This is a genomic window from Curtobacterium sp. MCLR17_031 (assembly GCF_003234775.2).
GTDB lineage: Bacteria > Actinomycetota > Actinomycetes > Actinomycetales > Microbacteriaceae > Curtobacterium > Curtobacterium flaccumfaciens.
Genome location: NZ_CP126270.1, coordinates 3578711 through 3604627, shown reverse-complemented (window position 1 = coordinate 3604627; position 25917 = coordinate 3578711). Strand labels below are relative to the sequence as shown.

The 25917-nt window shown below is 72.6% G+C and carries 28 protein-coding genes; 16 read left to right on the top strand and 12 right to left on the bottom strand.

The genetic code is table 11. The features are described 5' to 3' along the window. Positions 1-4: 4 nt before the first annotated feature. Genes DEI96_RS17080 through DEI96_RS17070 form a run of 3 tightly spaced genes read right to left on the bottom strand, consistent with a single transcriptional unit; the run spans position 5 to position 1196 of the window. Positions 5-391 carry a VOC family protein gene (locus DEI96_RS17080; RefSeq protein ID WP_111023335.1) on the bottom strand — a complete coding sequence of 129 codons (387 nt, stop codon included), beginning with the start codon at positions 389-391 and terminating at the stop codon, positions 5-7. Further along, positions 388-903: a DUF1697 domain-containing protein gene (locus DEI96_RS17075; protein WP_111023475.1), complete on the bottom strand. Its 516-nt coding sequence runs from the start codon at positions 901-903 to the stop codon at positions 388-390. Before DEI96_RS17075 ends, DEI96_RS17080 begins: the two co-directional genes overlap by 4 nt. 26 nt (positions 904-929) lie before the next feature. Continuing rightward, positions 930-1196: a hypothetical protein gene (locus DEI96_RS17070; protein ID WP_035809269.1), complete on the bottom strand. Its 267-nt coding sequence runs from the start codon at positions 1194-1196 to the stop codon at positions 930-932. A gap of 133 nt (positions 1197-1329) precedes the next feature. On the opposite strand from DEI96_RS17070, the gene DEI96_RS17065 reads away from it, so the two are divergent. Then, positions 1330-1782, top strand: coding sequence for a hypothetical protein (locus DEI96_RS17065; protein ID WP_017887957.1), 453 nt, complete (start codon positions 1330-1332; stop codon positions 1780-1782). Positions 1783-1932: 150 nt separating this feature from the next. On the opposite strand, the gene DEI96_RS17060 is transcribed toward DEI96_RS17065, so the two are convergent. After that, positions 1933-3408 carry an NCS2 family permease gene (locus tag DEI96_RS17060; RefSeq protein WP_111023334.1) on the bottom strand — a complete coding sequence of 492 codons (1476 nt, stop codon included), beginning with the start codon at positions 3406-3408 and terminating at the stop codon, positions 1933-1935. Positions 3409-3565: 157 nt separating this feature from the next. On the opposite strand from DEI96_RS17060, the gene folE reads away from it, so the two are divergent. The 5 genes from folE to DEI96_RS17035 all read left to right on the top strand — a co-directional run bounded on the left by folE (position 3566) and on the right by DEI96_RS17035 (position 7564). Then, positions 3566-4177 carry a GTP cyclohydrolase I gene (folE, locus tag DEI96_RS17055; RefSeq protein WP_111023333.1) on the top strand — a complete coding sequence of 204 codons (612 nt, stop codon included), beginning with the start codon at positions 3566-3568 and terminating at the stop codon, positions 4175-4177. Beyond that, entirely contained in the window at positions 4174-5109 is a 936-nt protein-coding gene (folP, locus tag DEI96_RS17050; protein WP_111023332.1) for a dihydropteroate synthase, read from the top strand. The genes folE and folP overlap by 4 nt, the downstream gene beginning before the upstream one ends. After that, complete coding sequence (locus DEI96_RS17045) at positions 5106-5855, top strand: pyrimidine reductase family protein (protein ID WP_258372821.1); 750 nt, start codon at positions 5106-5108, stop codon at positions 5853-5855. Before folP ends, DEI96_RS17045 begins: the two co-directional genes overlap by 4 nt. 55 nt (positions 5856-5910) lie before the next feature. Next, positions 5911-6564, top strand: a complete 654-nt coding sequence (locus DEI96_RS17040) for an HAD-IA family hydrolase (protein ID WP_111023330.1) — start codon at positions 5911-5913, stop codon at positions 6562-6564. Between the two features lie 457 nt (positions 6565-7021). Then, positions 7022-7564, top strand: a complete 543-nt coding sequence (locus DEI96_RS17035; protein ID WP_071245566.1) for a type 1 glutamine amidotransferase domain-containing protein — start codon at positions 7022-7024, stop codon at positions 7562-7564. Positions 7565-7627: 63 nt separating this feature from the next. Here DEI96_RS17035 and DEI96_RS17030 read toward each other — a convergent pair whose 3' ends face one another. Continuing rightward, a complete protein-coding gene (locus DEI96_RS17030) occupies positions 7628-8227 on the bottom strand; it encodes a molybdenum cofactor biosysynthesis protein (RefSeq protein ID WP_244993278.1) in 600 nt (199 codons plus the stop codon). 89 nt (positions 8228-8316) lie between these two features. Here DEI96_RS17030 and DEI96_RS17025 point away from each other — a divergent pair, with 89 nt between their 5' ends. Genes DEI96_RS17025 through DEI96_RS17010 form a run of 4 tightly spaced genes read left to right on the top strand, consistent with a single transcriptional unit; the run spans position 8317 to position 10964 of the window. Continuing rightward, positions 8317-9909: an AlkA N-terminal domain-containing protein gene (locus DEI96_RS17025; RefSeq protein ID WP_111023328.1), complete on the top strand. Its 1593-nt coding sequence runs from the start codon at positions 8317-8319 to the stop codon at positions 9907-9909. Beyond that, positions 9906-10418, top strand: a complete 513-nt coding sequence (locus DEI96_RS17020; protein WP_111023327.1) for a methylated-DNA--[protein]-cysteine S-methyltransferase — start codon at positions 9906-9908, stop codon at positions 10416-10418. Before DEI96_RS17025 ends, DEI96_RS17020 begins: the two co-directional genes overlap by 4 nt. A 28-nt stretch (positions 10419-10446) precedes the next feature. Continuing rightward, positions 10447-10707, top strand: coding sequence for a type II toxin-antitoxin system Phd/YefM family antitoxin (locus DEI96_RS17015; RefSeq protein ID WP_027466775.1), 261 nt, complete (start codon positions 10447-10449; stop codon positions 10705-10707). Next, a complete protein-coding gene (locus DEI96_RS17010) occupies positions 10704-10964 on the top strand; it encodes a type II toxin-antitoxin system RelE family toxin (protein WP_017885834.1) in 261 nt (86 codons plus the stop codon). The genes DEI96_RS17015 and DEI96_RS17010 overlap by 4 nt, the downstream gene beginning before the upstream one ends. A 25-nt stretch (positions 10965-10989) precedes the next feature. Here DEI96_RS17010 and DEI96_RS17005 read toward each other — a convergent pair whose 3' ends face one another. Both DEI96_RS17005 and DEI96_RS17000 read right to left on the bottom strand, forming a co-directional pair. After that, a complete protein-coding gene (locus DEI96_RS17005) occupies positions 10990-11583 on the bottom strand; it encodes a TetR/AcrR family transcriptional regulator (protein WP_111023326.1) in 594 nt (197 codons plus the stop codon). 9 nt (positions 11584-11592) lie between these two features. Continuing rightward, the gene (locus DEI96_RS17000; RefSeq protein WP_111023325.1) at positions 11593-12159 is read right to left on the bottom strand and encodes a hypothetical protein; all 567 of its coding nucleotides are present in this window, start codon (positions 12157-12159) and stop codon (positions 11593-11595) included. A gap of 211 nt (positions 12160-12370) precedes the next feature. On the opposite strand from DEI96_RS17000, the gene DEI96_RS16995 reads away from it, so the two are divergent. From DEI96_RS16995 to DEI96_RS16985, 3 genes are all read left to right on the top strand, one after another. Then, complete coding sequence (locus DEI96_RS16995) at positions 12371-13192, top strand: alpha/beta fold hydrolase (protein ID WP_110863248.1); 822 nt, start codon at positions 12371-12373, stop codon at positions 13190-13192. An 18-nt stretch (positions 13193-13210) separates the two neighbouring features. Continuing rightward, positions 13211-14083, top strand: coding sequence for an HAD family hydrolase (locus DEI96_RS16990; protein WP_111023324.1), 873 nt, complete (start codon positions 13211-13213; stop codon positions 14081-14083). 176 nt (positions 14084-14259) lie between these two features. Beyond that, on the top strand, positions 14260-15735 hold the full coding sequence (locus DEI96_RS16985) for an APC family permease (protein WP_110863247.1): 1476 nt from the start codon (positions 14260-14262) through the stop codon (positions 15733-15735). Between the two features lie 97 nt (positions 15736-15832). On the opposite strand, the gene DEI96_RS16980 is transcribed toward DEI96_RS16985, so the two are convergent. After that, complete coding sequence (locus tag DEI96_RS16980; RefSeq protein ID WP_284183619.1) at positions 15833-16564, bottom strand: LysE/ArgO family amino acid transporter; 732 nt, start codon at positions 16562-16564, stop codon at positions 15833-15835. A gap of 70 nt (positions 16565-16634) precedes the next feature. Here DEI96_RS16980 and DEI96_RS16975 point away from each other — a divergent pair, with 70 nt between their 5' ends. Continuing rightward, positions 16635-17549 (top strand): LysR family transcriptional regulator ArgP, encoded by a 915-nt coding sequence (locus DEI96_RS16975; protein WP_111023255.1) that lies wholly within the window; start codon positions 16635-16637, stop codon positions 17547-17549. Here the strand turns inward: DEI96_RS16975 and DEI96_RS16970 are convergent. Then, complete coding sequence (locus DEI96_RS16970) at positions 17540-18319, bottom strand: Fpg/Nei family DNA glycosylase (protein WP_111023256.1); 780 nt, start codon at positions 18317-18319, stop codon at positions 17540-17542. The two genes, DEI96_RS16975 and DEI96_RS16970, sit on opposite strands and share 10 nt — an antisense overlap. 92 nt (positions 18320-18411) lie before the next feature. Further along, the gene (locus DEI96_RS16965) at positions 18412-23169 is read right to left on the bottom strand and encodes an Lhr family ATP-dependent helicase (RefSeq protein WP_111023257.1); all 4758 of its coding nucleotides are present in this window, start codon (positions 23167-23169) and stop codon (positions 18412-18414) included. 160 nt (positions 23170-23329) lie between these two features. Here DEI96_RS16965 and DEI96_RS16960 point away from each other — a divergent pair, with 160 nt between their 5' ends. Further along, a complete protein-coding gene (locus tag DEI96_RS16960) occupies positions 23330-24004 on the top strand; it encodes a PadR family transcriptional regulator (protein ID WP_111023258.1) in 675 nt (224 codons plus the stop codon). A 132-nt stretch (positions 24005-24136) separates the two neighbouring features. Here the strand turns inward: DEI96_RS16960 and DEI96_RS16955 are convergent, their stop codons facing one another. Then, complete coding sequence (locus DEI96_RS16955) at positions 24137-24757, bottom strand: alpha/beta hydrolase (protein WP_111023259.1); 621 nt, start codon at positions 24755-24757, stop codon at positions 24137-24139. A gap of 73 nt (positions 24758-24830) precedes the next feature. Here DEI96_RS16955 and DEI96_RS16950 point away from each other — a divergent pair, with 73 nt between their 5' ends. Continuing rightward, positions 24831-25373, top strand: a complete 543-nt coding sequence (locus DEI96_RS16950; protein ID WP_071406188.1) for an NUDIX hydrolase family protein — start codon at positions 24831-24833, stop codon at positions 25371-25373. Between the two features lie 104 nt (positions 25374-25477). On the opposite strand, the gene DEI96_RS16945 is transcribed toward DEI96_RS16950, so the two are convergent. Next, positions 25478-25681, bottom strand: a complete 204-nt coding sequence (locus DEI96_RS16945; protein WP_111023260.1) for a CsbD family protein — start codon at positions 25679-25681, stop codon at positions 25478-25480. Between the last annotated feature and the right edge of the window lie 236 nt (positions 25682-25917).

The window sequence follows — 25917 nt, the reverse complement described above, 5'->3', positions numbered from 1 at the left end:
ACCGTCAGCTGGCGACGAGCTCGACTTTGAACCGCTCGGCGTCCTCGAGGAAGGCCGCGTGGTGCTCCGGGCCACCGGCGAACGGGTGCCGGTCCTCGTACAGGCGTGCCCAGCCGTGACCGGGAGCCTCGGCCCAGAGCCGCTCCACGGTCTCGGCGGTACCGGCGTGGAACGCCAGGTGGCTGAGCCCCGGGCGGCGCCGGTCGTGGTCGCCGTCCAGCGGCGCCGATTCGAGGACGACGTACAACGGGCCGAGCCGCCAGCTCCGGCCGTGCTCCCAGCGCTGGAACGGCTCGTAGCCGAGTTCTCCGAGCAGCCAGCCCCAGGGGCCGACGGCGGTGTCGAGGTCGGCGGTGCGGAGCTCGACGTGGTGCAGCGTGCCGAGCGTCACAGGAGCTTCCGCAGGGTGTTCGTGTTGCGGGTCGTCGTCGTGCGCTTGAAGCGGGCGGCGCCGGCCCGCTTGGCGAACACGGTGTCGGTGCTCGACCCCTTCGGACACGACCAGTAGACGACGCCGTCTCCGCGGGTGACCTGCTCGACCGACTCGTCGAGTTCGAGGTCCGCGACCAACGCGTCGAGCGCACCGTCGTCGGACCCGAACACGACGTAGTCGTGCCGTTCGTCGGCACGCGCGAAGGGGAACCCGTCGACCACGGCCGCGAGGGCGTCGTGCCGGACGAGCACGATCCAGGCGTCGTACCCGAACCGGTCGCGCAAGCCCTGCTCGATCGACGTCTTGAGCTGCTCGGCGGGCACGTCGGCGGAGAACACGACGTTGCCCGAGGCGAGCACGGTGCGGACGTCGTCGAACCCGAGCTCTCGGAAGAGCTCCGCGAGTTCAGCGCTCCGGATCGTGATGCCGTTCACGTTGACCCCGCGCAGCAGCGCCACCCACCTGTCCATGTCCGGACGGTAGCGGTCCGGGCCGCTCACGTCCACGTCCGGGCCACGCCCCAGCCGGCACCCTGCGGCACGATGTCGACCACCAGGGCCTCACCGTCGTCGTCGCTGGTCGCCTGGAACCGCCAGCCCACGGTGCGCTCGGGCGCATGGGTGATCGCGGTCGGCAGTTCGGCGCGCGTCACGGTCAGCCGGGTGGGGGTGTCGCTCACCCGCCAGCGCCGTCCGGCCCACACGAGCCGCGTCGGCGTGCCCTCGGCCCACCACACCGTGGCCGCCGTGTCGGTGATCATCATCGGGTCTCCTCATTCGAACGTGTGTTCGAATGGTAGGTGTCGACCTCCGACGTCGCAACCGCCGGCGGTCGACCCCGGCGGGTCGTGGACGAACCCCTCGAACGACGCAGCAGCCCTCGTGTAGACGGGACCCATGACGAACGACGCACAGGGCCCCGACGCGCAGCACCAGGTTCCCGAGGGGGTGTCCGAGGCCACGGTCGAGGCACTCGGCAGCCTGTCCGCCGCGGTCGAGGTCATCGAGCACGCCCGCGGCCTGCTCTACGGGTTCCACCGACTGACCGGCACCGCTGACCTGAACCTCGGTGAGGCGGTCGAGCAGCTGCGGAAGGCCGGGCACACCGAACTCGCCGAGCGCATCGACACCGAACTCGTGGGCCGCAACGTCATCGCGGGCCGCTGGACGTTCCAGATCGTCGAGGACTACGACGACGGCTACTACGCCCTCGCCAAGGAGCTCGAGCGCACCGCGCGCGACGAGCTCGTGCAGGGCCGCCGCCACCTGTTCGAGGCGGGCATGAAGGAAGACCGTCGCACCCAGGACCAGCGCCACCACGAGGCGACGCCGAGCGACCTGCCGGACTGAGCACGGGCCTCCAGGCCGACGCCGTCGACCGCGTCCCGCCCGCCGCCGCACAACCAAAGACGGCTCGCGCCACGGAATCCCGTGGCGCGAGCCGATCTTGGTTGTGCCGGACCGAACCGAACCGTCCGGAAGCAAGGTCGGACGAACGCCTCAGCCGACGCCGAGCAGCGCCTCCAGCGGCCCGCGCGCGAAGTACAGCAGGAAGCCCGCGGCGACGACGTAGAGCAGCCACGAGACCTCACGGCCACGGCCGGACAGCAGCTTGATGAGCACCCAGCTGATGAAGCCGGCGCCGATGCCGTTCGCGATCGAGTAGGTCAGCGGCATGACGACGATCGTCAGGAACGCCGGCAGGGCCGACCCGAAGTCCGTCCACGAGATGTCCGCGACCTGCGCGACCATGAGCGCACCGACGACGACGAGCCCGGCGGCGGCGACCTCGAGCGGGACGACCTGGGTGAGCGGCGTGAGGAACATCGACGCCAGGAACAGCAGGCCGGTGACGACCGAGGCCATGCCCGTGCGGGCGCCCTCCCCGATGCCGGAGGCCGAGTCGATGAAGACGGTGTTCGACGACACCGACGCGCCACCGCCGGCGATCGCGCCGACGCCCTCGACGACGAGCGCCGACTTCAGGCGGGGGAACGTGCCGTCGGGCTTCGCGACGCCGGCGGCCTTGGCCAGACCGGTCATGGTGCCCATGGCGTCGAAGAAGTTCGTGAAGACCAGGGTGAAGACGAGCATCGACGCGGCGAGCGGGCCGATGCGGGTGAAGGCACCGAAGACGTCGGCGTGGCCGACGAGCGACAGGTCCGGCACGGCGAACAGCGCGCTCGGCAGGCCGGGGGCGTTGAGGTTCCAGCCGGTCTTCGAGTCGACCGAGGTCGGCACCTGGAAGATCGCCTGCAGGATGATCGCGATGATCGTGGTCGCGACGATGCCGATGAGCAGTGCACCCTTGACCCGGCGGGCCATGAGCGTGCCGATGATGATCAGGCCGATCAGGAACACGATGGTCGGCAGGGCGCCGACGGAGCCGTCCTCGCCGAGCTGCAGCGGCGGCGACGCGAGCCCGGAGGACCGCACGAAGCCGGAGTCGACGAGCCCGATGAACGCGATGAACAGGCCGATGCCGACTGTGATCGCGGCCTTGAGCTGCGCCGGGACGGCGGTGAAGATCATCGTCCGGATCCCGGTCAGCGCGAGGATCACGATGATCACACCGTTGATGACGACCAGGCCCATCGCCTCGGCCCAGGTGACCTGGTGCACGACGCTGACGGCGAGGAACGAGTTGATCCCGAGCCCCGCGGCGATGCCGAACGGCAGGTTCGCGATGATGCCCATCGCGATGGTCATGACGCCGGCGACGAGGCCGGTCGCCGCGGCCACCTGAGCGTTCTCGAGCCATCCGCCGCTCACGTCCTTGGCGGCCTGGTCGGCGCTGAACCCGCCGAGGATGAGGGGGTTCAGGATGACGATGTACGCCATCGTCACGAACGAGACGAGGCCACCGCGGACCTCGCGGGGGATCGACGATCCGCGTTGCGTGATGGAGAAGAATCGATCGAGGCCGGTCGCGAAGCGGTTCCGGGGCGTGGTGTCGGTCTGCGGGGCGCTCACCACGAGAGTTTAAAGGACGCTGGGTTTCGGGCGTGTCACACCGGTCTCACAGGTTGCGACAGCCGGGAGGCCCGTTCCACGCGGTTCGCGCACCTCGCGCTGGGCGTCTGCCCGCGTTCTCCGGCCAGGGCTGGTGTTGGATGAGCGGGTGACGTCACCCATGGACCGCGCCCGTGTCGAGGCCGCCGTCCGCGAGCTGCTGCTCGCCATCGGCGAGGATCCCGACCGCCCGGAACTCACCCGCACCCCCGCCCGTGTCGCCGACTCGTACGCCGAGTTCTTCTCCGGGATCGGCACCGACGCGGTCGCCATCGCCCGGGACGGCACCGTGCACGCCGAGGACGGCGAGCGCGGTCGGCTCGTGATCGTGCGCGACGTGAAGTTCCGCTCCGTCTGCGAGCACCACCTGCTGCCGTTCCTCGGGGTCGCGCACCTGGCGTACGCGCCGGGCGACCGGCTCATCGGGCTCGGCACGTTGGCGCGGGTGCTCGACGCGGTGGCCTCCCGTCCGCAGCTGCAGGAGCGACTCGGCGAACAGGTCGCCGCGACCATCGCCGAGGGGCTCGGCGCCGAGGGCGTCCTGGTGGTCCTCGACGCGCAGCACCAGTGCGTCACGACGCGTGGGGAGCGCCAGACCGGTTCGACGACCGTGACGGTGGCGGCGACCGGTTCGCTCGCCGACACCGCGGGACGGGCCGAGGCGATCGCGCTCATCGGTGCGGGGCGTGCGACCGACGCCGGGCACGACGAGACTGTAGGGGCCGACGCATGACGGGCCTCCCTGGCGTCTCGGGCGCATCGGGCACGGCCGGACCCGGCTGGGTCGTGCCGGACCTGCGCCACCCGGTCCGGACGTTCGGCCGCCGCACCATCGACTTCGACCACCGCATCGCCGTGATGGCGATCGTGAACCGTACGCCCGACTCGTTCCACGACCGCGGCGCCACCTTCGAGCTCGACCGTGCCGTCGCCGCCTCGGTCCGAGCTGCCGAACAGGGCGCCGACTGGGTCGACATCGGTGGCGTGAAGTTCGCCCCTGGTCCGGAACTGCCCGCCTCCGATGAGATCGACCGCGTCGTGCCCGTCGTCGAGCAGCTCGCCCAGCAGTCCGACGTCGTCATCAGCGTCGACACCTTCCGCCCGGAGGTCGCCGCGGCGGCGATCGCAGCCGGGGCGACCGTCGTCAACGACACCACCGGCCTGTCCGACCCGCGGATGGCCGCCGTGGTCGCCGACTCCGAGGCCACCGTCGTCATCACGCACTCGCTCGCGGAACCCCGACGGCCCCTGCCGGCGCCGCCGCAGTACGGCGACATCGCGGGCGAGGTCGTCGCGTTCCTGCGCGAACGGGTCGACCGGGCGCTCGCCGCGGGCATCCCCGAGTCGCGGATCATCGTCGACCCGGGCCACGACCTGCACAAGAACACCGTGCACACGCTCGAGCTCACCCGTCGGCTGCCCGAGGTCGTCGCGCTCGGCTACCCGGTCCTCGCCGCGGTGTCGAACAAGGACTTCGTGGGGGAGTCGCTCGGACGCTCCCGCGGGGAACGGCTCTCCGGATCGCTCGCCGTCGCGACCGTGAGCGCGATGCTCGGCGCCCGGATCGTCCGGATGCACGACGTCGCCGAGAGCGTCGACGCGATGCGCATGGTCGAGGCCACGCTCGGATGGCGCACCCCCGTGGAATCGAGGCACAACACGTGAACGTCCTGCCCCCGTCGATCGCGGACCTGTCCGACGACGACCTGCTCGACCTCTACACCGCCGACGCCGGGGCCCCCTGGCTCCGGGTGAACTTCGTCGCGACGCTCGACGGTTCGGCCTCGGCTGCCGGGGTGTCCGGGTCGCTCGGCGGCGACGACGACCTGCGCGTCTTCGACCTGCTCCGCCGGGTGGCCGACGTCGTGCTCGTCGCCGCCGGCACCGTCCGTGACGAGGGCTACGGGCCGATGGTCCTGCACGACGCCGACGTCGCCTGGCGTCGGGCGCACGGCAAGCCGGACCACCCCGTGTTCGCGATCGTCACCGGCTCACTGTCGCTCGACCCGGGGTCTCGGGTGTTCACCGAGGCGCCGGTGCGCCCGATCGTCCTGACGTCGGCGACGGCGGCTGCGTCGTCGAAGGCCCAGGCGCTCGCCGAGGTCGCCGACGTCGTGCCCTGCAGCGCGGACGACGAGCCGGACTCGGTGGACTCCCGACGGATCCGAGGCGTGTTGGCCGACCGTGGGCTCGGGATGATCCACTGCGAGGGTGGGCCGTCGTTCCTCGGGGCGCTCATCGCGGCGGACGCCGTCGACGAGCTGACCCTGACGATCGATCCGTCGCTCGAGGGCGGGGAGGGGCCGCGCATCGCCCGCGGGTCGTCGCCGGAGCTCCGGCGGATGCGACCGGCGCACGTGCTGCTCGGCGCCGGCGGCGTGCTGCTCACCCGGTACGTCCGGGTGCGCTGACCCGCCCGCGCTGGCGCCGGGGGCGCGCTGACCCCCGTGGGCTAGGGTCGGGCGCGTGATCGACATCGTGGCGTCCGGGGTCCTCTTCGACATGGACGGGACCCTCGTCGACTCGACCGCGGTGGTCGAGGCGACCTGGACCCGGTTCGGGAACGCGAACGGCATCGACCCTGACGAGATCCTCGCGTTCTCGCACGGACGGCAGGCGATCGACACCCTGCGGCGCTTCCTGCCCGACCTGCCCCTGGCCGAGCAGCAGCGGATCGCGGCGGAGCTCGTCGCCGAGGAGACCGCGAGCACCGAGGGCATCCTCGAGATCTCCGGCGCCGTCGCCTTCGTGCAGCGGCTCGTCGAACTCAGCGTCCCGGTGGCCCTCGTGACGAGTGCCCCGCGTGACCTCGCCGCGGGCCGGATGGCCGCCGCCGGGTTCGCCGTGCCCGAGGCCTTCGTGCCCTCGGAGGACGTCGAGCACGGCAAGCCCCACCCCGACGGCTACCTGCGCGGGGCTGCTCTGCTCGGGGTCGACCCGACCGACTGCGTGGCGTTCGAGGACGCCCCGGCCGGACTGGAGTCCGCCATCGCCTCCGGCGCGACCACGGTCGTCGTCGGGCCCCTCGAGCACCCGGTGACGGCCGGCCTGCACCGAGTGCACGGGTACGACGGCCTGACCGTCGAGCGCGACGGCGGGGCCTTCCGTATCCGCGGCTGAGCGCGGCGCCCGTCCTGCCCGGCTGGCGGTCTGCCGTCGGTCAGGACACCCCGCCCGGCGCGCGCCGCGTGGTCAGGGACCGTCGGCTGCGCCGCCGCCAGCCGACGCTTCGTGACCGTCCGGCGGACGTGAGCGGGGAGTCGCGACCGACCGGGTGGCGGCCTGGAGGCCCGTGGCGGGCTCGCACTGCGCCTCCAGGCCGACCGTGGGCGCGTCCACGTCGCCTCGCCGGCCGGTCAGGACACCCCGCCCGGCCTGCGCCGAGTGGGCGGGAACCGTCGGCTGCGCCGCCGCCAGCCGACGCTTCGCGACCGCCCGGCGGACGTGAGCGGGGTGTCGCGACCGCCCGCCCGACCGCCCGAGTGGACCCCCGAGCCGCCCCTGGAGGCCTGCCCAGCCGACCCCGACGACCCTCGGATGTGCGGCCGGAACGACCGGGCCGCGGAAGGAGCGGATCATGGCAACCCTCGACGGCAAGAAGATCCTCGTCATCACGACGAACTACGGCGTGGAGCAGGACGAGATCGTCGTCCCCACCGAGCAGCTGCGTGAGCGCGGTGCCTCGGTGACCGTGGCGGCGAAGGAGACCGGCACGATCCAGACCCTGGTCGGTGACAAGGACCCGGGGCAGACGCTCGAGCCGGACACCACCATCGCCGGTGTCGACGCGAAGGACTTCGACGCCCTCGTCATCCCCGGCGGCACGATCAACGCCGACACGCTGCGCCAGGAGTCCCGCGCGGCGACGCTCGTACAGGCCTTCGCCGAGGCGAGCAAGCCGGTCGCGGCGATCTGCCACGGCCCGTGGACCCTCGTCGAGGCGGGCGTGCTGTCGGGCAAGACCGTCACGTCGTTCCCGTCGCTGCAGACCGACCTGCGCAACGCCGGAGCCGAGTGGGTCGACCAAGAGGTCCAGGTCGACGGCGGCTTCATCACCTCCCGCACCCCGGACGACCTGCCGGCGTTCGTCGACGCGATCGAGAGCGCCCTCACCGCCTGAGCACTGCGCCGCCTGAGCCGGGTCTCGGCCGGCGCAGGACGGTCGCCCCGCCCGGCGACCGCGTCAGCCGAGCGCCACGGGGCGGGCCGTGCGGAGCACCGCGGGTCCGAGGGTGAGCACACCGTCGGACTCCGGATCGCACCGCACGCCGCCCCGGCCGCGCATCGCCCGGAACGCCCCGGGCGCCACCTCGTGGTCCATCCAGGCGCAGGGGTTCGCCGCCCGGTAGCCACGGAACCGGACTGCACGGCCAAGGGTGCCGCTGCCGTCGCCACCGGGAAGCACGCTCTCGAGCGAGAACGGCTCGCCCCGCAGCGCCTCGACGTCGGCACCGCGGAGGAACACGTTCCGCCGGGTCGCAGCGGGGTCGACGGTCGCCCCGATCGCCGCGCCGACGGCCTCGAGACCCTCCAGGCCGATCACCGTGACCGAGGCGTGCACGTGCGCCCGGGCCGCGAAGTACCGGTCGCCGACGATGCCCAGCCCGGCCCGCAGTTCGATCCGGTCGCGTGACTCGTCCGGATCGTCCGCGCCCACCGGCAGCGCGCCGTCGGCCGGGCGTCCCTCGTACCGGTGCCGCGGCGAGACGAGCAGCAGCGCGACCTCGACCTCGGTCCGGAACGGCAGGTCGTCGAGACCGGCCACGTCGTCTGCGGAAGTCACCCGGCCAACGCTAGCCGGGCCTCCCGGCCGTGCGCTGCTCCGTCCGATTCCCGCCAGTCGACGTCGGCGGCGCATGTCAGGCTGAGCCCATGACCACCCCGGACACCGACGCGCAGCCGGACGCGCTGCACGCCGAACGGCACCGCGCCGTCGCCTCGCGCGACGCGCGGTTCGACGGCCAGTTCGTCACCGCCGTGCACTCCACCGGCATCTACTGCCGGCCCAGCTGCCCGGCGCGCACGCCGAGGGTCTCGGGCGTCACCTTCTACCGCACGAGCGCCGCAGCGCACCTGGCCGGCTTCCGCGCCTGCAAGCGCTGCCTGCCCGAGGCGACCCCCGGCAGCCCCGAGTGGGACCTGCGCGAGGACGTCGCCGGCCGAGCGATGCGACTCGTCCTCGACGGTGTCGTCGAGCGTGACGGCGTCCCCGGGCTCGCCGCGCGCGTGGGCTACTCGGAGCGGCAGCTCAACCGCATCATGACGGCCGAGCTCGGTGCCGGGCCGAAGGCGCTCAGCCGGGCGCACCGGGCGCAGACCGCGCGGACCCTGCTCACCTCGTCCGACCTGCCCGTCGCCGACGTCGCGTTCGCCGCGGGCTTCGCCAGCGTCCGGCAGTTCAACGACACCGTGCGTGAGGTCTTCGCCGTCACCCCGACGGAGCTCCGCGCACGTCGGTCCGGGCGAGGCGACGGTGCCACGGACGGCGGCGACGGGGCACTGCACGTCCACCTGCCGGCCCGGGCACCCTTCGACGCGCAGGGCCTGCTCGACTGGCACGCGCTGCACGCCCTGCCGGGCACGGAGCAGGTGGACACCGACTCCACCGGTCGGGTCACGTCGTACGGGCGGCTGGTCGACCTGCCTGGAGGCCCGGGCTGGTTCAGCGCGTCGGCCGCCGTCCCCGACGTGGCCGGGCGGGGCACCGGGATCGACCTGCGCGTGCGGGTCACCGACCTCTCCGACCTGCCCGCGCTCGTGGCGAGGGTGCGTGCGCTGTTCGACCTCGACGCCGACCCGGTCGCCGTCGACGCCGTCCTCGGAGCCGTGCCCGAGCTCGCCGGCCCCGTCGCACGGGTGCCCGGCCTCCGGCTCCCCGGCGCGGTGGACGCGCACGAGATCGTGTTCCGCACCCTGATCGGGCAGCAGGTCTCGGTGGCCGCGGCGCGCACGGCGCAGACCCGGCTCGTGGCCGCACTCGGCGCGACGGTGCCGGACGCCATCCGGCCCGGCGGGCTGCTCTTCCCGTCGGCGGCGGTGATCGCCGAACGCGGGCACGAGGTGCTGCGCGGCCCGGCCGCCCGCGTCGACACGATCCTGCGGGTGGCCGCCGCGCTCGCCGACGGGTCCCTGGTGGTGGACGGTGGGCAGTCCCTCGGTGACCTGCGCGACGGACTCCTCGCGGTGAAGGGCATCGGACCGTGGACCGCCGACTACGTCGCGCTGCGGGTCCGGCACCACCCCGACATCTTCCTCCACAGCGACCTCGCCGTGCGGAACGGTGCACAGGAACTCGGGCTGCCCGAAACGGCGCGCGAGCTCTCCCTATGGTCGGAGCAGGTGGCCCCCTGGCGGAGCTACCTCACGATGCACTGCTGGCGACCGATCATCGACCGCGCGATGACCACGACCGCCGGTGCCCGTGCAGCCCGTGCCTCAGAGGACCCCCGGAAGGACGACCGATGACCGACGCAACCATCCAGACCCTGGACACCCCCGACGGGGCGTTCACCGTGCTCGAAGACGCCGAGGGCAGGGTCCTCGCGTCCGGGTGGACCGACTCCGTCGAGCGGATCCTGGCCCGTCTGGCCGACCACCACCGCCCCGACCGGGTGCTCGACGGCGTGGTCGCCTCGGCCGACGCGGTCGACGCCTTCTACTCGGGCGAGGTCGAGCACGCCATGCAGGTGCCCGTGCGCGAGTTCGGTACGGAGCTGTTCACCGAGGGGTGGCGCCAGCTCCGCCGGATCCCCGCCGGCGGCACCCTGACCTACACCGGGTTCGCGGCGGCGATGGGCCGGCCCGACGCCGTGCGGGCGGCGGCGAGCGTGTGCGCCCGGAACGCCCCGGCGCTCTTCGTCCCATGCCACCGGGTGTTGCGCTCGGACGGCACGCTCGGCGGCTTCGCGTGGGGGCTCGACGTCAAGCGGTCCCTGCTCGAACGGGAGTCGGTCGGCACCACGGCACTCGTCTGACTTGTACAAAACGCTCTAGAATGTACAGGTGAGCGAAGTGTCGATCTCCGAAGCCCGTGGCCGCCTGGCGTCGATCATCGACGACGCCCGGCACGAACCCGTCTACCTGACCCGGCGCAACAAGCGCGTCGCAGCCGTGGTCGACGCGGCCGTCCTCGACCGGTTGCTCGAGGCGGCGGAGGACCTGGACGACCTGGTCGCCTACGACGAAGCCGTCGCCGAGAGCGCCCGCATCGGTGGCGAGAACGTCAAGTGGGACGACCTCAAGCGCGAACTCGGTCTCGGGTGACGTACTCGGTCGAGGTCATCCCGGCCGCGCAACGCGTCATCCGCAAGCTCCCGCTCGACGGGCGGCGGCGGATCGAGGGGCTCCTCGCGATCCTCGCCGAGCACCCTCGGCCGCCCGCTGCACGCAAGCTCGTGAACCGGCCCGGGTGGCGGGTCCGCTCGGGGGACTACCGGCTGATCTACCGGATCGACGACGGCAAGCTCGTCGTGGTGGTCGTCGACGCCGGGCACCGGCGCGAGGTCTACCGGGATCGCTGAGGCGTCGGGCGGCAGCCGGCAGACGTCAGGCGATCGCGCCGCGCAGGCTGTCCACGTGCAGCTCGACGAGCGCCAGGACCCGCTCGGGCGCCCGTGCCGCGGGATCCCACGTGTGCTCGACCGCCAGCCCGTCGATCAGCGCGTGCAGCCGGTCGGCTTCGTCGGTCAGGTCGCGACCGTCGCCGAAGCCGCCGTCCTCGCGCAGGATCTCCAGCGCCCGGGTGCACACCCGGCGGACCCCGTCGTTCAGGCGTCGGGCACTCGCAGCCAGGTGTTCGTCGGTGCGCGCGAGCACGCCGAGCTGTACCTGCGCCAGGATCTCGGTCGTGCGCTCGGCATCGAGCGGCAGCACCTGGGCGAGGACGTCCAGTGCGAGCGCACGACCCGTCGAACGCAGAGCGGCGAGCCGAGCGGTGACCCGTTCCTCGATGATCGTCAGGCAGTGCTCGCGCAGGGCGTCCTGCGTGGGGAACACGCGACGGAGTGATGCCGGAGCGATGCCGGCCTCGTCCGCGACGTTCCGCACCGACAGTGCGCTCAGGCCGTCCCGCTCCAGGATCCGCAGGCAGGCCGCGGCCACCAGGGATCCCCGTTCCTCGAGGTCGACACGGCGGGGCACCGGGTCAGCCTACGGCTGGCTCGATGCTCCGGCCGGGTCCGCGGCTGCGGTGGTGACTCGGCGCGGCCAGATCGTGTAACTGATCGCCCACAGCAGTTCGACGCCCAGGACGACCCCGAGCAGTGCGACCGTGCCCTGCAGCTCGTCCGTGCGCTCCGGGTCCCCGACGACGAGGACGAGCGCACCGATGATCCCACCGGCGATCAGCACGGCGAGCCCGGTCCGCAGCACGTCGCCCCAGCACCGGGCCGTGTACCGCCGTCCACTCAGGCGTTCCGGTGCGGGACCCCCGGCGAACCGGTGCGTGAACCGGACGTCCGCCCACGCGATCATCCGGTGCCCGTACGCGACCGAGAAGCCGATGTAGATCGCCGCGAGTCCGTGGTGCCACGACGCGGTTCCGCCACCGAGCAGGTCGACCGTGACGACCGCGAGCAGCACGACGTCGATCACGGGTGCCGCGACGAGCATCGCCGCACCTGTGCGCGGCCGTCGCAGCAGGTACCGGGTGGTCAGGCCGCCGAGGATCGCGACCCAGAAGGCGATCTCGCAGGCGATGATGGCGATGAGTGTCATGGTTCCCCGAGGCGGTGGCGGTGTTCGTTTGAGTACAGGTGTACTCAAACAGGATGGCACGGCGACCACCACGGTGTCGAGCGACCGGGTTCTGCCCCTGGAAGCGGGGGGAGACACGGACTCCCACGCCTGCGACACTCGGAGGACCGGTAATCCGCACGGTCCCCTCCGAGGCCCGACGCATCGCCGTCGACAGCCCGCAAAGGACCCCATGCTCCCTCCAGTCGACCGAACGGTCGTCTCCTCCGACGGCACCACCATCGCCGTCTCCGAGGCAGGGGACGGGCCGGCGGTCGTCGTCGTGGGCGGTGCCTTCGACCACCGGGGGACCCCGTACCTCGACCGTGTGGTCGCCGAGCTCGGCTCGACCCACCGCGTGGTGACCTACGACCGCCGTGGCCGTGGTGCCAGCGGTGACTCCGCGACGTGGGCGATCGAGCGCGAGGTCGACGACCTGCGCGCCGTCGTCGAGAGCATCGGCGCACCGACCACCGCCGTCGGCATCTGCGTCGGCGCCGGCGTCGTCCTGCACGGGCTCGCCACCGGACTGCCCGTCGACGGTGCCGTCCTGTGGGAACCGCCGTACCGCGCCTCGGTCGACCCGCACGCCGACGACGTCGTGTTCGCCGACCTGCTCGACGAACACGTCGGTGCCGGCCGCCGGGCCCAGGCCGTCCGCGGGTTCCTGACCCAGGTGCTCGGGGTCCCGATGGGCCAGGTCACGGCCCTGCGGCTCAAGGGGTCGCTCTGGCGCTCCCTGGTCGTCGACGCCCACGTGCTCAGCCGCGAGGTCCGGGTGCTCAACGGCCTCGCCGTGCCGGAGCGCGTCGCCGCCGCGGTCGGCGTACCGGTGCTCGTCGGCGCCGGTGGCGACGGACTCGAGTGGATGCGACGAGCCGCCCGCGCCCTCGTCGACGCGGTGCCCGGTTCCGAGTACGCCGAGGTGCCCGGGCAGGGACACGTCCCCGCTCCGGCGGCCCTCGGAGCCCTGATCGACCGCGTCCGGAGCCGGATCGTCTCGCCCAGCAGCTGACTGCGAGAGGATGGGCGGGTGAACGCACCCCGCCTCGGTCTCCTGCTCGACGTCGACGGGCCCATCGCCAGCCCGGTCTCCCGCACCATCGCGATCCCGAGCATCGTCGCGGACCTCGTCGCGCTCGCCGCCGAGGGCATCCCGATCGTCTTCAACACCGGCCGCAGCGACGCCTTCATCCGCTCCGAGGTCGTCGGTCCGCTGCTCGCCGGGGGCCTCGCCGAGGGTGGCCGCGTCCACGCCGTCTGCGAGAAGGGTGCCGTGTGGTGCTCGATCGGTCCGCAGTACGACGGCGGCATGGGCGAGCTGACGGTCGCCGAGGACCTCGCGCTGCCGCGGGACTACGCCGACGAGATGCGCGAGCTGGTCCGCGACGAGTACGCCGACCTGGTGTTCTTCGACGAGACGAAGCGCGCCATGGTGTCGATCGAGCAGCGCGTCGAGGTGCCGAACGCCACCTACCTGGCCCGCCAGCCGGAGTTCGACGCGAAGGCCATGGCCGCGCTCGAGCGTCGCGGGCTCGGTGTCCGCCGCCTCGACGACGTCCGGCCCGACGCCGACGGTGCCGTGCAGTGGCGCATCGACCCGACGATCATCTCGACCGACGTCGAGTCCGACCGCAGCGGCAAGGACCTGGGGGCCGAGCGCTCGCTCGAGCTCCTCGGGCAGGACGGCGAGCTCCCGGCCACCTGGCGCACCGTGGGGGACTCCCGCAGCGACTACGCCATGGCGGACTGGCTGCACGCCCACGGCCACGAGGTCGCGCACGTCGACGTCCGTCCCGCCGACGGGGTGCCGGCCACGCCCTACCCGGTGCTCACCGCGCCCGACGGCGTGATCCACGACGAGGCCGGAGCCCGGTTCCTTGCGGACTGGCGCGCCGGCCGCTGACGCGACCGCGGCCCTGGACGCACCCGTCGGCCGCCCGAGCGGTGCGTGCCGGACCGCCGCCGCGCCTCCCGGCCGTCGCCGGACCGGACCACCGTCCGGGCGGACGCTTTGCGTGACACAGTGGTACACCAGTACCCTTCCGAGGTCCGCCGCCAGCCGATGACGGGATCCACCCCATGGCAACGAAGCTCCGCATCAAGTCGATCGAGGCCTCCCTGGCCGACTCCGAGGAGCAGGGCAGGTCCCTGAAACGCTCCCTGAAGACGTTCGACATCGCCGCGATGGGGATCGCGGTCGCCGTCGGCGCCGGCATCTTCTCGGTCGGCGCGAACGCCGCCGCGAACTTCGCGGGGCCCGGCGTCATCATCTCCTTCCTGCTCGCCGCCGTCACCTGCGGCCTGGCGATCATGTGCTACGCCGAGTTCGCGTCGACGATCCCCGTCGCCGGCTCCGCGTACACGTTCACCTACGCCACGATGGGTGAGCTGCTCGCCTGGATCGTGGGCTGGGACCTCATCCTCGAGACCCTCACGGCCAGCGCCGTGATCGCGAAGTACTGGGGCATCTACCTCAGCGAAGCGTTCAAGGTGTTCGGCGTCGACCTGCCGAGCACGATCCAGCTCGGCCCGATCCCCTTCACCTGGGGGCCGGTGCTCATCGTCGGGATCTTCACGGTGCTCCTCGCCTTCGGCACCCGCCTGTCGTCGCGGGTGTCGGCGGTCATCACGGTCATCAAGGTCGCCATCGTCGTGTTCGTCATCGTCGCCGGTGCGTTCTTCGTCAAGGCCGCGAACTTCACCCCGTTCATCCCGCCGGCCGAGCCCGCCAAGGGTGCCGAGGGCAGCGTCTGGACGCAGTCACTCGTGTCGTGGTTCACCGGTGCGGAGCCCGCCCAGTACGGCGTCTTCGGCCTGCTCGCCGCGGCGTCCCTGGTGTTCTTCGCCTTCATCGGCTTCGACGTCGTCGCCACGAGCGCGGAGGAGACCGAGAATCCGCAGAAGACCCTGCCGCGCGGCATCTTCATCGGCCTCGGCATCGTGACCCTGCTCTACGTCGGCGTCAGCATCGTCATCACCGGCATGGTCTCGTACCAGCGCCTGGCCGAGGAGGACACACCGTCCCTGGCGTCGGCGTTCAACATCGTCGGGCTGCCGTGGGCGGCCGGCATCATCGCCATCGGCTCCCTGATCGGTCTGACCACCGTCGTCATGGTGCTGCTGCTCGGGCTGTCCCGCATCGTCTTCTCGATGAGCCGCGACGGCCTGCTGCCCCGCTGGTTCTCGAAGACCAACCCGAAGACGCAGACACCGGTGCGCGTGCAGGTCGTCGCCGGTGTCGTCGTGGCGCTGCTGGCCGGGTTCACCGCGGTCGACAAGCTCGAGGGCATGATCAACATCGGCACGCTGTCCGCGTTCGTCCTGGTGTCGATCGGCATCGTGGTGCTGCGTCGCTCGCGACCCGACGCCCCGCGGGCCTTCCGGGTGCCGTGGTCGCCCGTGCTGCCGATCATCTCGGCGGTGCTGTGCTTCTGGCTGATGCTGAACCTCGAGGTCGAGACCTGGCTCCGGTTCGTCGTCTGGCTGGCAATCGGCTTCGTCATCTACTTCGGCTACAGCCGTCGCCACAGCCGCGTCGGCCAGCGCATGCAGTAGGGCGGTTCCGCCTCGCCGGAACCAGCTTCCGGACACAGCACCGCGCGGTCGCGTGGTGCTGTGTCCGTTTCGCGGTGCGCCATGCGCGCCGCCGCCGCTACGCGCCGACGAGCAGCAGCACGCCGAAGGCGAGCATCACGACGGCGACCAGCCCGTCGAACACCCGCCAGGTCAGCGGTTTCTCGAACAGCGGTCGCAGCAGGCGTCCACCGAACCCGAGGGCCCCGAACCACAGGCAGCTCGCCGCGACGGCACCGATCGTCCAGAGCCACCGGTCGTCCGCGCCCTGCTGGTTCGCCACCGACCCGAGGAACACCAGCGTGTCCAGGTAGACGTGCGGGTTCGCCCACGTGAAGACGAGCATGGTCAGCACGGCCGTCCGCATGGTCACCACCTGGCCGGGAGGCGCGGTGCGCGTCCGCCCCGCCGCCACCGTCGTGCGCCCGGTCGCGTCGACCCCCGCCCCCGCGCCCGCAGCGACGCCCACGACCCGGTCGTCGGTCGCCTCGTCGGCGACCCGCATCGCGTCCCCCGAGGGCCGCAGCGCACGCCGCGCCGCGAGCACCCCGTACGTGAGCAGGAACGCGGCACCGATGAACCGGATCACCAGGAGCGCCACGGGGAACCGTTCGACCACGGCGCCGACCCCGAGCACCCCGGCGACGATGAGCAGCGCATCCGAAGCGGCGCACACCACGACCGCCGCGGCCACCACCCGGAGCCCGGCGCTCACGGCGAGGCGCAACAGGTAGGTGTTCTGCACACCGATCGCGACGATCAGTGCGAGTCCGGTGCCGAGGCCGGAGAGCAGGGGCAGGAGCGAGGTCACGGTCCGACGTTAGAGCGTGACGTGTGGTGTAGTACAGCTCACGTTCCTGCAGCGCCGTAAGCTCAGCTGCATGACCCGGTTCCAGCGCGAGCACCTCGAGACGCTGCTCGCCGCCGTCGACCACGGCACGCTCGACGCGGCGGCCCGTGCGCTGGCGATCACCCCGTCGGCGGTCTCGCAGCGGATCAAGTCGATGGAGCAGCAGGTCGGCCGGGTCCTGCTCCAGCGCACCACCCCGGTGCGCCCGACCGCGGACGGAGCAGTGGTGCTCCGGCACGCACGGCAGGTCCGGCTGCTCGACGAGGAGACCTCCCGAGCACTCGGCGGTGGATCATCGGTGGTGCCGTCGATCCCGCTGGCCGTGAACGCCGACTCGCTCGGCACCTGGTTCCTCGACGCCCTCGCCCTCGTGCGGGCCGACACCGAGGTGGTCTTCGACCTGCACCGCGAGGACCAGGACCGCACCGCCGAACTGCTCCGCGCCGGCACGGTGATGGGTGCCGTGACGGCCGAGGCGGATCCGGTCCAGGGCTGCTCGTCGGTGCCGCTCGGCATCGACCGGTACCGGGCCGTGGCGTCCCCGGCGTTCGTCGCCCGCTACCTCGGCGACACCGGCACCGAGCGGCGGATGCTCCGGCGGCTCGACGAGGTCCCGCTCGTCGACTACGACCGCGACGACGACCTGCAGCAGGGGTACCTGCGGCAGGTCCTCGGCCACGCTCCCGGAGGCCCGCGCCACTTCGTCCCGACCTCCGCCGACTTCGCCCGTGCGGTCACGCTCGGGTTCGGGTGGGGGCTGCTGCCCGAGGCGCAGTGCCTCGAGGCGATCGACCGGGGCGTCCTGGTCGAGCTGGCTCCGGGTCGGCACGCCGACGTGGCGCTGTGGTGGCAGCGCTGGAACCTGGCGTCACCCCTGCTCGAACGGGTCACCGACGCCGTCCGTGCGACCGCGTCGTCGCGACTGCACCCCGGGCGTCAGGTCTGACAGCGCGGACACCAGTAGGTGTCACGCAGGGTGAGTTCCGAGTCACCGAGTTCGCCGTGACGGATCGGGGTCCCGCACCGCAGGCACGGCTTGCCGGCGCGACCGTAGACCCAGAACCGTCGCCCGGGGCGGTCGACGCCGGTGGTCACGCGGGCGCTGCGGTCGCGGTTCGCCAGGATCAGTCGGCTGGCGAGCGTGATCGTCCGCGCCGGGTCCGGCACCTGCCCGACCGGACGCGTCGGCAGCACCCCGCGCAGGAAGCAGAGTTCGTTCCGGTACACGTTGCCGAGCCCGGCCAGCACCCGCTGGTCGAGCAGTGCCAGCCCGACCGGGCGCTCGGGGTCCTCGGTCAGGTTGGCGAGCGCCAGGTCGGCGTCCCAGTCGGGGCCGAGCAGGTCGGGCCCCAGGTGTCCGACGACCTCGGACTCCTGGTCGCGCGGCACGACATCGAGCACCCCGAGGGCGAAGCCGACGGTCGAGACCCCCTCGGCGTCCAGGATCGCCCGGGCCTGGTGGGCCGGGCGCCGCCAGCGGTCACCGGGCGCGTAGACGTCCCACCGGCCCTCCATCTTCAGGTGCGAGTGCACGGTCAGGTCGCCGATGCGGTGCAGCAGGTGCTTGCCGCGGGGCACGACCTCGTCGACGGTGCGGCCGACCAGGTCGAGCGTCGCGAACGCGGGGACCCGGAAGTCGCTCTTCGTCAGGACCTTGCCCGCCAGCGCGGTGTGCAGGCGGCGGGCAGCCCGGTAGACGGTGTCGCCTTCAGGCACGGGTCACCTCCGACGGGTGCGCGCGCGCAGTCCCGATGGCACGGGTCACCTCCGGCACGTGGTCGCTGCACTGCCGGGAGGCGCGGCTCGCCTCACACACGGAGCCGCAGCCCCTGCGGGGTCGCCGCGAACCCCGCGGCCCGGAGCGCGCCGCCGAGCGGCGTCTCGAGCACGAAGTCCCCGTCGACCCGCTCGACCGAGAGCTTCCGCAGCCCGGTCCGGACGATGCCGGCGATCGAGGCGGCCGCGGCAGCGAGGTCGGCGGCGTCGTCGGTGAAGGTCAGCACCGACTTGCCGCCGCGCTCCACGTACACGGTGAGCTTGCCGTCGACGGTCGTGACGAGGGCACCCGCCTTGCGCCCGGGCCGGTGGCCCCGAGCCGTCTTCGCACCGCTGCCGACCGCGGTCTCAGGCGGGGCGGCTTCGACGTCGTCGGCCACGAGACCGGGGTCGGCGTCGCCCGTCGGCCACGGCAACGAGGCCCCGAACGGGTTCGCCGGGTCGGTCGCGGCGAGTGTGAGCGCCTCGCGCTTCCGGTCCGGGTCGTCCCGCTCGTCGTCTCCGAGTTCGCGGGCGTAGGTCCGCAGCCGGTCGACGGTCGGGCCGGTGGCGAACTGCGCCGCGCCGAGCCCCTCGACGAAGTACCCGCGACGAGCCCGGCCGGACTCCTCGAACCGCGAGAGCACCCGGTACACCCCGGCGAAGCCGCCGCGGACACCTTCGACCTGCACGGCACCGCGGGTGACGACGCCGTAGCGTTCGAGCAGCTGTTCGGCGGTCGCCGCGGCCCGCACGGTCGAGTCGGACTCGGCCAGCGGCAGGAGCGACCAGCGACCCCCGACGGACGGCGGCCCGGACTGCGTCGGCATCGTCGGACGCCGTCGGCCACGATAGGCCCGAGCCCGCGGAGCACTCGAGCTCTTCGCCTTGCCGCCGAGCATCGAGCGCAGCGGGGCGAAGGTGTCGTTCGTGATCTGCCCGGCCCAGACCAGGTCCCACAGCGCGGTGGTGAGCGCCTGGTCGTCACTGCTGCCCACGGCCTGGCCGAGCTGCCGGAAGAAGTACGCGCCACCGCCGGCCAGGGCGCCGAGCACGTCCCGCTGCAGCTCGGTCGTCTCGTCACCTGAGGGCTCGGCGAGCGTCGTCGCCGCGGTGTCGGCCAGGTGCAGGCGCACCCAGCCGTCGTTGCCCGGCAGGGTGCCCCCGCCGGACCACAGGACCTCGCCGGTGGCGGTGAGTTCGTCGAGCATGCTCGTCGAGTAGTCGGTGACACGGGACGGCAGCACCAGGGTCTCCCAGGCGCTGGCGGGCAGGGCGACCCCGGCGAGCTGGTCGATCACCTGCAGGACGCCGTCGACGCCGCGGAGCCCGCCGCGGGTCCCCGGGGTCTGCACGTGCTGCCACGCGGGCAGGAACCGGGCGAGGGTGTCCGGCGAGACCGGTTCGACCTCGTGCCGCAGCGCTGCGAGGGACTTCGTGCGGATCCGTCGCAGGACCTCGGCGTCACACCACTCGGCACCCTGGCGGTCGGGTCTGAACTCGCCCTCCACCACCCGGCGGTCGGCGACGAGTCGGCGCAGGGTGTCCTGCACGACGGCGATGCCCAGCCCGAGGCGACCGGCGGCCTCCTGCGCGGAGAACGGCCCGTGCGACCGGGCGTAGCGGCCGATCAGGTCGCCGAGGGGGTCGGCCACGGGCTCGACGAACGCCGTCGGCACACCGATCGGCAGCGGGACCCCGAGGGCGTCGCGCAGGCGGGCGGCGTCCTCGATCACGGCCCAGCGCGTCGCCCCGGCGTGCGAGAACGAGAGCACCCGGCGGTCGCGCTCCAACACCTGGAGTGTGCTGCGCAGTTCGGCGGTGGCCGCTGGACGGTCGGCCGCGTCGGCGAGCCAGCTCCGGTCGACCGCTTCGTCGAGGTCGAGCGCGCCGACGAGCCGCAGCACGTCCACGAGTCCCTCGGCGTCACGGGCACGGCGGTCCGGCGACAGCCGCTGCAGGTCGCGCTCCACCGAGGTGATGACCGCCGGGTCGAGCAGCTCGCGCAGCTCCGCACGTCCGAGCAGCTCGCCGAGCAGGGTCGAGTCGAGCGACAGGGCCGCTGCCCGGCGTTCGGCGAGCGGGGTGTCGCCCTCGTACATGAAGGCCGCGACGTACCCGAACAGGATCGAGCGGGCGAACGGCGACGGCTGCTCGGTCTCCGTCTCGACCAGGCGGATCCGGCGTCCGGCGATGTCGTCGGCGATCCCGAGCAGCGCGGGCACGTCGTAGACGTCCTGCAGCACCTCGCGCACGGTCTCGAGCACGATCGGGAACGTCGGGTACTTCTGCGCGACTTCGAGCAGCTGCGAGGCTCGCTGCCGCTGCTGCCAGAGCGGCGACCGCTGCCCGGGGTTCCGTCGGGGCAGCAGCAGGGCGCGCGCCGCACACTCACGGAACCGCGCGGCGAACAGTGCCGAGCCCCCGACCTCGTCGGTGACCAGGGCCTCGAGGTCGTCGCGCTCGAACACGAACAGGTCGGCACCCGGCGGCTCGGCGTCGGTCTCCGGGATGCGGACGACGATGCCGTCGTCGGCCGCCATCGCGTCACCGTCGATGCCGTGCCGTTCGCGCAGCCGTGCGGCGACGGCCAGGGCCCACGGCGCGTGCACCTGCATGCCGTAGGGCGAGTGCAGGATGAGCCGCCAGTCCCCGAGCTCGTCGCGGAACCGCTCGATGACGAGCGTGGTGTCGTTCGGCACGTGACCGGTGGCCGCGCGCTGGTCGCGCAGGAAGGTCAGCAGGTTGGTGATAGCGCGCTCGTCCAGTCCACCGGCGGCGACGCGGGCGCGGGCGTCGTCGTCCGACGCGCCCTCGACCTCGCGCACGAACGCACCGGTCGCCCGGCCGAGTTCGGCGGGCCGGCCGATGCCGTCGCCCTTCCAGAACGGCACGCGTCCGGGCTGCCCGAACGCCGGGCTCACGACGACGCGGTCGTGGGTGATCTCCTCGATCCGCCAGCTCGTCGCACCGAGGGCGAAGACGTCGCCCACGCGCGACTCGTAGACCATCTCTTCGTCGAGTTCGCCGACGCGGGACGCCTTCTCGCCGACCATGAAGACGCCGAACATGCCGCGGTCGGGGATCGTCCCGCCGCTCGTCACCGCGAGTCGCTGCGCACCGGGGCGCCCGGTCAGGGTGCCGTGCACGCGGTCCCAGACCAGCCGTGGCCGGAGTTCGGCGAACTCGTCGCTCGGGTACCGGCCCGTGACCAGGTCGAGCGTCGCCTCGAACGCCGATCGGGGCAGACCGCTGAACGGGGCGCTCCGCCGCACGAGCTCGAACCAGTGCTCGACGTCGAGGGTGTCGATCGCCCCGGCCGCCACGGTGTGCTGCGCCAGGACGTCGAGCGGGTTCGCCGGCACCGAGATCGACTCGATCTGACCCGTGACCATCCGCTCGACCGTGACCGCGCTGTTGACCAGGTCGGCCCGGTGCTTCGGGAACAGCACGCCGCGGGAGATCTCGCCCACCTGGTGGCCGGCACGACCGACGCGTTGCAGGCCGCTCGCGACGGAGGGCGGCGCCTCGACCTGGACGACCAGGTCGACCTCGCCCATGTCGATGCCGAGCTCGAGTGAGCTCGTCGCGACGACGCACCGCAGCCGGCCGGACTTCAGGTCGTCCTCGATGATCGCGCGCTGGTCCTTCGACACCGAGCCGTGGTGTGCGCGGGCGAGCACCGGGACGGAGGCGTCCGAGCCCCCGCCGCCGGTCTGCCCGGACCCGCCGATCAGCTGCGCCGGCGGGCGCTTGGCCCCCTGGGGTGCGACGGCGTGCGCCGAGGTGCGGGCCGGTGACTGCGGTCGGCCCTGCGCCACGGGCAGGCCGTCGTCGTCCGGGGACGCACCCGCCGGCACCAGCACGCCGTCACCGGCGGCGGCGAGCACGCGTTCCTCGTGGATCTCGTTGAGCCGAGCCGTGAGTCGTTCGGCCAGCCGCCGCGAGTTCGCGAACACGATGGTCGAGCGGTGTTCCTCGATCAGGTCGACGACACGTTCTTCGACGTGCGGCCAGATCGACCCGTTCGTCGGCGACTCGGACGCGTCCGCACCCACCGGCGGCGCCCCGAGCTCGGTCATGTCGTCGACGGGCACGACGACCCGCAGGTCGAAGGTCTTCTGCGCGGGCGGCGCGATGATCGTCACCGGTGCACGGCCGCCGAGGAACCGGGCGACCTCTTCCGGTGGGCGGACGGTCGCGGACAGCCCGATGCGCTGCACGGGCTTGTCGAGCAGGTCGTCGAGGCGCTCGAGCGACACGGCCAGGTGTGCGCCGCGCTTGGTCGAGGCGACCGCGTGGACCTCGTCCACGATGACCGTGTCGACGTTCACCAGGGTCTCGCGCGCCTGCGAGGTGAGCATCAGGTAGAGCGACTCGGGCGTGGTGATGAGGATGTCCGGCGGCTGGCGCAGGAGCTTCTGGCGGTCGGACGACGGGGTGTCACCGCTGCGCACACCGACCGTGACGTCGGGCGGTTCGGTGCCGAGGCGGCGTGCGGTCTGGGTGATGCCGACGAGCGGGCTCCGCAGGTTGCGCTCGACGTCGACGCCCAGGGCCTTGAGCGGCGAGACGTAGAGCACGCGCGTGCGCTGCTTCGCCGGTGGACGGTCCGTCGCGCTGATGAGCCGGTCGATCGACCACAGGAACGACGCCAGGGTCTTGCCGGAGCCGGTCGGGGCGATCACGAGTGCGTGCTGCCCGGTCGAGATGGCGTCCCACGCCCCGGCCTGCGCCGGCGTCGGTGCGTCGAAGGCGCCGCGGAACCACTCGGTGGTCGCGGGGGAGAAGCGCTCGAAGACGTCCGTCATGGTCCGTCCCATCCTGCCCGCCACCACCGACAGCAGGCCGAGCGCACGTACCCCTTGACAGAGCGATAGTTACCGATCTATCGTAAACACATCGCGATACGACGAAGACGATCAGGTCAGACCGGTCGCGAGCCGACTCAGCACGACGAAAGGACTCCTCATGCGCCCCTCGTATGACGACAACAGCAACACGTCCCCCCGCGACCAGCGCGGGTTCGGCCCGCGCGGCCCCCGCTTCGGCGGCGCGCGGCAGCACCACGGCGCCGGCTTCCCCGGCCGTGACCGCGGTGACCACGACCACGGCGGCCGCGGCTTCGGTGGTCGCGGGTTCGGCCCCGGCTTCGGCCCGGGCATGGGCTTCGGCCCCGGTTTCGGCGGCCCCGGCTTCGGCCGTGAACGCCGTCGCCGCGGAGACGTCCGTCTCGCGATCCTCGGCCTGCTGGCCGAGGGCCCGCAGAACGGGTACGCCGTGATCAAGACCATCGCCGAGCGCACCGGCGGCGCCTGGAAGCCGAGCCCCGGCTCGGTCTACCCGACGCTCCAGCAGCTCGTCGACGAGGACCTCGTGGTCTCGTCGGGCGACGGCCGCAAGACGCTCTTCGAGCTCACCGACGCCGGCAAGGCCGAGACCGAGGCCAAGACCGACGAGATCGCTGCGGCACTCGACGGGGCCCCGGGCATCCCGGACGCCCAGCGCGAGTTCTTCGAGGCGCTCCGGAAGACCATGGGCGTCCTGCAGATGTACCGCAGCACCGCGACCGAGGAACAGGCCAAGGCCGCCACGGCCAAGGTGGACCAGCTCCGCAAGGACCTGCTCCAGATCCTCGCCGACTGACGGACAGGAGGCCCGGTGCCAGCTGGCACCGGGCCTCCTGTCCGTCGTCGCCGGGGCCGACCCCCGCACATCGTGAGCAGAAATGGTCGGGTCCGCACGTCGGACCCGACCATTCCTGCTCACGAAGCGCGCCTACGACGCGTCGATGAACGCCGCGACGTCCGACAGCTCGGCCGTCGACACCGCGTGCGGCAGCCCCTCGTACGTCCGGTCGGTCACGTCGGTGTGCGCTGCGGCCCACGCCTGCGTCCGGGCGGTGGCCTCGGGCGGGATCACCGGGTCGAGGTCGCCGTGCCCCAGGAACACCCGCGGCCGCACGGCCGACACGGCCTCGTCGCGCGAGTCCGTGACACCCGGCACGACGAACCCCGACAGCGACACCGCGAACGCGAACGCCGCGGGCCGGGCGCGCAGCAGCTGGAGCGCCATCGAGCCGCCCTGCGAGAACCCGAGCAGCCCGATCCGCGGGTGGTCGGCGGCGACGGAGTCGATCCAGTCGAGCACCTCGACGGTCGCGGCGTCCACCGCCTCGGGCGCGGGGGAGCCGGGCGTGCCGAGCGGGTACCAGCTGAAGCCGGGCCCCCACGGCATCGTCGCCCGGAGCGACGCGACCGTCCACGCGGGCGGCAGCGCGGGGGCGAGGCCGAGCAGGTCGTGCTCGTTCGAGCCAACCCCGTGCATCGCCACGAGCAGCGGTGTGCCCCGCCGGTCGGAGGTACTCCGGGTCCACTGCACCAGGTCCGCATCGATCATGTGGACAACGCTAACCATCCCCAACTCCCGCGCCTTCCGCCGAACTCGCCGCCGTCCCTGGTAGACACGGTGCATGTCCTCGCTGCGCACCCCCGATCCCGACTCCGGCTGGCTGTCCGACGAGGAGCTCGCGAACGTCCGCCGTCGTCTGCCGATCTGCTACGTCGAGGCGGTCCCCGTCCGCACCGACGGCCTCGGCGTCGTGACCGAGGTCGGCGTGCTGCTGCGGGTCTCCCCGAGCGGTTCGATCGCCCGCACCCTGGTGTCCGGTCGCGTGATGTTCGGCGAGTCGATCCGCACCGCGCTGTTCCGCCACCTCGAGAAGGACCTCGGGCCGATGGCGTTCCCGCAGCTGCCCTCGAGCCCGACGCCGTTCACCGTGGCCGAGTACTTCCCGCTGCCCGGCGCCTCGGTGTACACCGACGAGCGGCAGCACGCGATCTCGCTGGCGTACGTCGTCCCCGTCACGGGGACGTGCGAGCCGCGGCAGGACGCCCTCGAGCTCACGTGGATGACCCCGATGGAAGCCGCGTCCGACGCCGTCGCCGACGAGATGGAAGGCGGCCGCGGCGCACTGCTGCGGGCTGGTCTGGCATCGGTCGGCGCCCTGCACTAGCCCGACCGGGGCGTCCACGCCCTGCGCACGACGCAGCCCGCGCACGACGAAGCCCCCGGATCCGATCGGATCCGGGGGCTTCGCAGCGCGGTTGCGAACCGGCTTCAGTGCTTGTCGTCCTTGAAGCTGTCGGCGACGCCGTGCGCGGCGTCCTTGACGTCGGTGACGCCCTGCTTCGCCGAGGCCTTGCCCTGGTCGGTCTGGCCTTCGGCCTTCAGGCGGTCGTTGTCGGTCGCGTTCCCGACGGCTTCCTTGACCTTGCCTGCCGCCTTCTCAGCGGCGTTCTTGATGTCATCGATGCCAGCCATAGGCACTCCTTCCAGAAGCGGACGTGTTCCCCGTCAGCCGCTTGCGCGGCATCCGGTGAAGCAGACCGTACGCCCGATGGAGTACCCCACCCCCAGCCGCCACCAAGGTTCGCCCGTGCCCGGACGCAGAACACCGGTGTTCACGCATCACACCCCGGGATGCGGGGGTTCGGAACGTGGACGCCGGTGTCTTGCGTGCACCGACCGGCTCAGCCCGACTGGGTCAGACCGCGCGG